Genomic DNA, 7031 nt, shown 5'->3' with positions numbered 1-7031 from the left:
GGGTGATAAGCCGTTGGGAAGCCGGTGGGGTCGGACCGCCCGACTGACGTTGGGATCGACCGGCCCGAATACAGCTAACAGCAGCAAATAAAAAGAAGCCCCGCGGAGGCGGGGCTTCGGGGAGTGCGGCTAGCCCAGAATTAGGACTGCTAATACTCCAGCCACTAGAAGCGACCCAACGAGGTCGTCTGTCCCGCCCTTCTTCATTGCGATCAACGAAAGCAACACCACAAACAAATGCTGCCCCTGGACAGATCTTCTAAGAACAAAATCGATGACGAACTGATCAGCACATTGCAGACCTTGCGCTGCCGAAAGATAAAAATATCTACCGAGCACAGCCCAAGAACTTCCAAGCAAGAAAAGCACGGAGAGCACAACCCCTATGATCTTTCCGAATCTAAATCCCTTCGCATCTATCCACGCCATAAGCCTGAAACTCAGATAACTCGACAGGACTAGATATGAGGGAAGCATTCCCAGAAACAAAGCATTTGATTGTCCACCCACCTCTTCCGCGACCGGCCATATCGCCAGAGCTATAGAGATCGCCGCAGCAACTACGGCCAAGAACCAACTCAGTTTGTTATTCAAACGGAAGGCCATTAGTCGCATCCGTGATCATCAGACCAGCATCATATCTCAGGTCGGGATTGGCGGCCCTCACTGCCCCAATGTACCTAACCAGCTCATCGGCAGAAATCGTACCCGTAGGAGACCAACCGCCAAACATGTCCTCGTAAATTTTCTTAGCCTCATCGTCGAAGTTGTCGCACATGCGACGCTTGTCCAATTTAAATGCTGATATTGAACTGACCCCAGCAAGGTCACCGTCCAAGTACGTCAACCCTTTATCGAAATACTTAGCAGGTCTTGGCAATAGACTCATCACCACGGCCTTGGAATCCCTTAGACGCCCAGTAATGGGTGAATCGCCATGAGTTCAGTAGACATCCCCTAGCCACACATTGAGGCAATCACGGAGAAGTAAGCATCGCGCGCAATGCGAGGATCTCACCACCATCGACGGCCGCCGAGGCTATTCACGCAAGGCATGGTGCCGCCCGCACGCTACACACTTCCGATAGCGGCCAAGGGGCCCTTTCCGCTCAGCGCCGAGCAATCCGCCGCAGTTGCAGATCAACGCACCGCGGGTTTCCCAGCGCATCAGACGCAGGCTTGCGACGGCGGCCAACAGCATGGCGAACGCCAACAGAGCGTAAGGCATCCAGCGCAGCACGTCGCCCCACGGATCGAAATGGGCAACATGCCCCCACGTCGATGCGAATGCCAACAACAGGCATGCCAGTGCCGGCCAATACAACCTGAAAGCCATCCAGTGCGTGCGCGTCATCGGGCCACCCCTTGCTCGTGGCGGGCAGGGTGATCGGCGGCTGTCGCGCAGGATGAGACGACACAAGAAGCAAGGCCCCGCCGTGCGGGGCCTTTGTTGCGGCGGGGATCGGAAACCTCAACCCACCAGCTGCAGCCGCAGTTCCTTCGGCAGCGCGAACACCATGTTCTCCGGTTCACCGTCCAGTTCGCTGACGCCCGCGGCGCCGAGGTCGCGCAGGCGCTGGATGACGCCGTCGATCAGCACGTCCGGTGCCGACGCGCCGGCGGTCACGCCGATGCGCTGCTTGCCTTCGATCCAGCGTGGATCGATCTCGTGCGCGCCGTCGATCAGGTACGACTCCACGCCATCGCGTTCGGCCAGTTCGCGCAGGCGGTTGGAGTTGGAGCTGTTCGGCGAACCGACCACCAGCACCAGATCGCACTGCCTGGCCAGATCGCGCACGGCGTCCTGGCGGTTCTGCGTGGCGTAGCAGATATCGTCGTTCTTCGGCCCCTGGATGGCGGGGAAGCGCGCCTGCAGCGCCTGGATGATGCCCACGGTATCGTCGACCGACAGCGTGGTCTGGGTGGTGTAGAACAGATTGTCGGGCTGGCTGACCTCCAGCGCGGCGACGCCTTCGATGTCCTCAACCAGATAGATGTGGCCCTCCCCGCCTTCGCGGCTCCACTGCCCCATCGTGCCCTCCACCTCGGGATGACCGGCATGGCCGATCAGCACCACGTCGCGCCCGGCGCGGCAGTGGCGGGCCACTTCGAAATGGACCTTGGTGACCAGCGGGCAGGGCGCGTCGAACACCTTCAGCCCGCGGCGGGCGGCCTCGTTGCGGACGGCCTTGGACACCCCATGCGCACTGAAGATGACGGTGGCGCCATCGGGCACCTCGTCCAGCTCTTCCACGAAGATCGCCCCGCGCTGCTTCAGGTCGTCGACGACGAAGCGGTTGTGGACCACTTCATGGCGCACGTAGATCGGTGCGCCCAGCGTTTCGATGGCGCGCTTGGCGAACTCGATGGCGCGGTCGACGCCGGCGCAGAAACCACGGGGATTGGCGAGCAGGACGTCCATAGAATCCGATAGTACCGAAGGCAGGAAAATGAAACGCTAAACGTGTTGCCGGTGCCGATTCCGCATGGCACCTAAGCCCCTCTCCCGCCCGCGGTCGAGCGGAACGGGGTGAGGGCAGACCGCCGCGATGTCCCCCGTAGGGTGGGCCCTGGCCCACCGTAGGGGTGTGTCACCTAGCGGCGGGCCAAGGCCCGCCCTACGCGGCTTTTTTCTTGCCGTCGAACAACCCGAACAGCGCAATCCCGATCGCCCCGCCGACAACGGCGCAATCGGCGATGTTGAAGGCTGGCCAGTAGTGATCGCGCCAGTGCCACTGGATGAAGTCGATCACGTGCCCATGGATCTGGCGGTCGATCACGTTGCCCAGCGCGCCACCGATCACCAGTGCGTACGGCAGCGCCTGGCGCCAGTCGCCGCGGCGCGTGCGCGACAGCCAGTAACCCAGCAGGCCACTGATGCCCACCGCCAGCACCGTGAAGAACCACAGCTGCCAGCCGCCTGCATCGGCCAGGAAGCTGAACGCCGCGCCGGTGTTGTAGGTGCGGTACCAGTTCCAGAAGCCGTCGATCACCGGGATGGCGGTGTATTCCGGCAGCGACGCCAGCACCCAGGCCTTGGACCACTGGTCGAACACGATGACGATGGCCGACAACAGCAGCCAGATGAGCGCATTTGACATCGGCTTGGCGGCCATCAGAACCACTCCCGGTTTTCGCCGGCGCCGTCGATGTTGCTGACGCAGCGCCCGCACAGTTCCGGATGTTCGGCATGCGCACCGACGTCGGCGCGGTGATGCCAGCAGCGCACGCACTTGGCCTTGGTGGTCGGCGTGGCGAGCACGAAGACCTCGTCGGCGCTGACTTCGGACACGGTGACGTCGCCGCTGATGAAGAAGAACCGCAGCTCATCGGCCAGCGGCTGCCACTTCGCCGCCGTGGCGGCATTCACCGACACGGCAATCTCGGCTTCCAGCGCGGCGCCGATCAGGCCGTTGGCGCGCATCGGCTCCAGCACCTTGGCGACCTGCTCGCGCAGGGCCAGCAGCTGGTCGAAGTCGGCAGCGTTCAAGGCGGCGTCGGCCGGCAGCGGCGCCAGACCGTCGTACCAGGTGGCGAACAGCACGTTGCCCGCGCGCTCACCCGGCAGGTAGCCCCACATCTCGTCGGCGGTGAAGCTCAGCACCGGCGCGATCCAGCGTACAAACGCTTCGGCGATGCGGTACATCGCGCTCTGGGCGCTGCGACGCCCGCGCGAATCCTCGCGCATGGTGTACAGGCGGTCCTTGGTGACGTCCAGATACAACGAACCCAGGTCGACGCTGCAGAAATTCAGCAGCGCCTGCACGATTTCGGCGAAATCGTAGCGGTCGTAGGCGGCCTTGATCTTCTCCTGCACCTCGAAGGCGCGGTGCACGATCCAGCGATCCAGCGCGACCATGTCGGCCGGCACCACCAGGTCGCGCGCGGGGTCGAAGCCGTTGAGGTTGCTGAGCAGGAAGCGCGCGGTATTGCGCAGGCGCCGGTAGGCGTCGGCATTGCGCTTCAGGATCTCCTGCGACAGCGACATCTCGTTGCTGTAGTCGGCGCTGGCGATCCACAGGCGCAGGATGTCCGCGCCGAGGGTCTTCATGATGTCCTGCGGCTCGATGCCGTTGCCCAGCGACTTGGACATCTTGCGACCGTGCTCGTCCACGGTGAATCCGTGGGTGAGGCACTGCTTGTACGGCGCTTTCTTGTCGATCGCCACGCCGGTCAACAGCGAGGACTGGAACCAGCCGCGATGCTGGTCCGAGCCTTCCAGGTAGAGGTCGGCCGGCTTGCCGAGGCCACGCTCCAGCAGCACGCCTTCGTGGGTCACGCCGGAGTCGAACCAGACATCGAGGATGTCGGTGATCTTGTCGTAGTCCTTCGCCTCGTCGCCCAGCAGTTCGGCGGCGTCCAGCGTGTACCAGACATCGACGCCGCCCCGCTCCACGCGGTCGGCGACCGCGCGCATCAGCTCGACGCTGCGCGGGTGCGGCTCGCCGGTCTCGCGGTGCACGAACAGCGCGATCGGCACGCCCCAGGTGCGCTGGCGCGAGATGGTCCAGTCCGGACGGCCATCGACCATGCCGGCGATGCGGGCTTCGCCCCACTGCGGGAACCAGCCGACCTGCTTGATCGCCTGCAGCGCGTCAGCGCGCAGGTTCGCCTGCTCCATCGAGATGAACCACTGCGGCGTGGCGCGGAACGCGATCGGCGTCTTGTGGCGCCAGCAGTGCGGGTAGCTGTGTTCCATCTTGCTGAAGGCGAGCAGCACGCCGCTCTGCTTCAGCACGTCGACGATGACGTCATTGGCCTTCCAGATATGCAGTCCGGCCAGCTCCACGCCATGCGCGGCCGGTGTGGAGGGCAGGTATACACCGCGGCCATCGACCGGATTGAGCTGGGCAGCGGTGTATTTGTCCAGCAGGCCGTACTGCTTGCTGACCACGTAGTCTTCCTGGCCGTGGCCAGGGGCGGTATGCACGGCGCCGGTACCGTCTTCGGCCGACACGTGGTCGCCCAGCAGCACGGGAATGTCGCGCGTGTCGTAGAACGGGTGCGCGAACAGCAGGCCTTCCAGCGCAATGCCCTTCACCCGCGCGTGCACGACCACGTCGGTGACGCCGTAGCGCTGCAGCGCACGCGCGGCGAGCGCATCGGCCAGGACCAGCCAGCGACGCTTTCCATCGTGCGCGGGGCCTTCGACCAGGGCGTATTCCAGCTCGCCGCCGATGGAGATCGCCAGCGACGCGGGCAGCGTCCACGGCGTAGTGGTCCAGATCGGTAAAGCGACCTCGACATCGGCCGGCACGTCGGCGCCGAACGCCTGCGCCACCGCCTGCGCATCGCGCGCGGCGTAGGCGACATCGACGGCGGGCGAGACCTTGTCGGCGTACTCGATCTCGGCCTCGGCCAGCGCCGAGCCGCAGTCGAAGCACCAGTGCACCGGCTTCACGCCGCGGGTCAGGTGGCCGTTGGCGACGATCTTGGCCAGCGCACGGATCTCGTTCGCTTCGAAGCGGAAATCGAGCGTCTTGTACGGGTTGTCCCAGTCGCCGATCACACCCAGGCGCTTGAAGTCCCTGCGCTGGAGGTCGATCTGCGACTCGGCGTATTCGCGGCACTTCTGCCGGAACTCGACCGCATCCAGCTTCACGCCGACCTTGCCGAACTTCTTCTCGATGGCGATCTCGATCGGCAGGCCGTGGCAGTCCCAGCCGGGGATGTAGGGCGCATCGAAGCCGGCCAGGTATTTCGACTTGACGATGATGTCCTTCAGGATCTTGTTGACCGCATGACCCAGGTGGATCGCGCCGTTGGCGTACGGCGGGCCGTCGTGCAGCACGAACAACGGGCGGCCCTTGGCGTTCTCGCGCAGCTGCGCGTACAGGCCCTGGCTTTCCCAGCGGGCCAGGGTGTCGGGCTCGCGCTTGGGCAGGTCGCCGCGCATCGGGAAATCCGTGGCGGGCAGATGAAGGGTCGCTTTGTAGTCCTGGCTCACGCCGTCGCTCGTCGTTGATGTTCGGAAAGGATCTCGCGCGCGTCATCCGCATCGCGATGCATCTGCTCGGTGAGGCTGGGCAGATCGGGGAATTTCAGCTCGTCGCGCAGCTTGGCGACGAACTCGACTTCGATATGGCGCCCGTACAGGTCGCCGGCGAAGTCGAACAGGTGCGCTTCCAGCAGCGGCTCAACGCCGTCCACGGTGGGACGGGTGCCGAAACTGGAGACCGACGGCCACGGTGCATCACCCACGCCATGCACCCAGGTGGCATAGATGCCGGACAGTGCGGGCGTCTTCGGGAAGCGCAGGTTGGCAGTAGGGAAACCGAGCGTGCGGCCGAGCTGCTTGCCGCGGACGACGCGGCCACCGATGGCATAGGGCCGTCCCAACAGGCGGTTGGCCGTGGCGAAATCGCCGCTTTTCAGGGCTTCGCGAATGCGCGTGCTTGAGACGCGGTCGCCCTGCGCGTGCACCGGCTCGATCTCGCCGGCGGCGAAGCCGAGCTCGTCTCCCATCGCCTGCAGCAGGGCGAGGTCGCCACCGCGGCGGTGGCCGAAGCGGAACTCCGGACCGATCCACACTTCGTTCGCCTGCAGTCGGCCGACCAGCAGCGTGCGGACGAAGTCCTCAGCAGACCGCGCGGACAGCTTGGCGTCGAAGCGCAGCAGGCCGACATGGTCGGCGCCGAGGGCCAGCAGGCCTTCCACCTTGGCCCGTGCCAGGGTGAGCCGCGGCGGCGGGTTGTCCCGTGCGAAGAACTCGCGCGGCAGCGGTTCGAACGTGACCACCACGGCCGGCACGCCCAAGGCACGGGCACGCGCAACGGCATGGCGCACCAGCGCACGGTGGCCCGAATGCAGGCCATCGAAGGCGCCGATGCAGACCACGCTACCGTGCGGGCACAGAGGCCCGCCATCGACGTCACGGAACAGCCTGCTCATGGAATCCTGTCGGGGCGGAGCGTCCGGTCGGGGCGATCCGCAGGAGATGCAACAATCCTGAAGTATAGCCGGGCGTGCCTGACCTCAATGACCCCGCAGGTCACGCGGCCGGATGCCCTGCACCCACAGCAGCCCGGCAT

6 protein-coding genes are annotated in these 7031 nt (G+C 64.8%); all 6 read right to left on the bottom strand.

Going from position 1 to position 7031, the window contains the following annotated elements:
* Nucleotides 1-129: 129 nt before the first annotated feature.
* Entirely contained in the window at nt 130-606 is a 477-nt protein-coding gene (locus CSC76_RS18500) for a hypothetical protein (RefSeq protein ID WP_162111428.1), read from the bottom strand.
* A gap of 433 nt (nt 607-1039) precedes the next feature.
* Nucleotides 1040-1354, bottom strand: coding sequence for a hypothetical protein (locus CSC76_RS18495; protein ID WP_162111427.1), 315 nt, complete (start codon nt 1352-1354; stop codon nt 1040-1042).
* Nucleotides 1355-1471: 117 nt separating this feature from the next.
* A complete protein-coding gene (gene ispH / locus CSC76_RS18490) occupies nt 1472-2422 on the bottom strand; it encodes a 4-hydroxy-3-methylbut-2-enyl diphosphate reductase (RefSeq protein WP_162111426.1) in 951 nt (316 codons plus the stop codon).
* 196 nt (nt 2423-2618) lie between these two features.
* On the bottom strand, nt 2619-3116 hold the full coding sequence (gene lspA, locus CSC76_RS18485) for a signal peptidase II (RefSeq protein WP_162111425.1): 498 nt from the start codon (nt 3114-3116) through the stop codon (nt 2619-2621).
* Nucleotides 3116-5947 (bottom strand): isoleucine--tRNA ligase, encoded by a 2832-nt coding sequence (gene ileS / locus CSC76_RS18480; RefSeq protein ID WP_162111424.1) that lies wholly within the window; start codon nt 5945-5947, stop codon nt 3116-3118. The genes lspA and ileS overlap by 1 nt, the downstream gene beginning before the upstream one ends.
* Nucleotides 5944-6891, bottom strand: a complete 948-nt coding sequence (locus CSC76_RS18475) for a bifunctional riboflavin kinase/FAD synthetase (protein WP_162111423.1) — start codon at nt 6889-6891, stop codon at nt 5944-5946. The genes ileS and CSC76_RS18475 overlap by 4 nt, the downstream gene beginning before the upstream one ends.
* Between the last annotated feature and the right edge of the window lie 140 nt (nt 6892-7031).

The organism is Pseudoxanthomonas mexicana (assembly GCF_010093385.1).
GTDB classification, from domain to species: Bacteria; Pseudomonadota; Gammaproteobacteria; order Xanthomonadales; family Xanthomonadaceae; genus Pseudoxanthomonas_A; species Pseudoxanthomonas_A mexicana.
Note: the sequence above shows the minus strand (reverse complement) of the source record. Positions and strands in the feature narration are given on the sequence as shown.

Coding starts and splice junctions, on each gene's coding strand:
- CSC76_RS18500 (WP_162111428.1), bottom strand. CDS start 606: ATGGCCTTCCGTTTGAATAACAAACTGAGTTGGTTCTTGGCCGTAGTT.
- ispH (WP_162111426.1), bottom strand. CDS start 2,422: ATGGACGTCCTGCTCGCCAATCCCCGTGGTTTCTGCGCCGGCGTCGAC.
- lspA (WP_162111425.1), bottom strand. CDS start 3,116: ATGGCCGCCAAGCCGATGTCAAATGCGCTCATCTGGCTGCTGTTGTCG.
- CSC76_RS18495 (WP_162111427.1), bottom strand. CDS start 1,354: ATGACGCGCACGCACTGGATGGCTTTCAGGTTGTATTGGCCGGCACTG.
- CSC76_RS18475 (WP_162111423.1), bottom strand. CDS start 6,891: ATGAGCAGGCTGTTCCGTGACGTCGATGGCGGGCCTCTGTGCCCGCAC.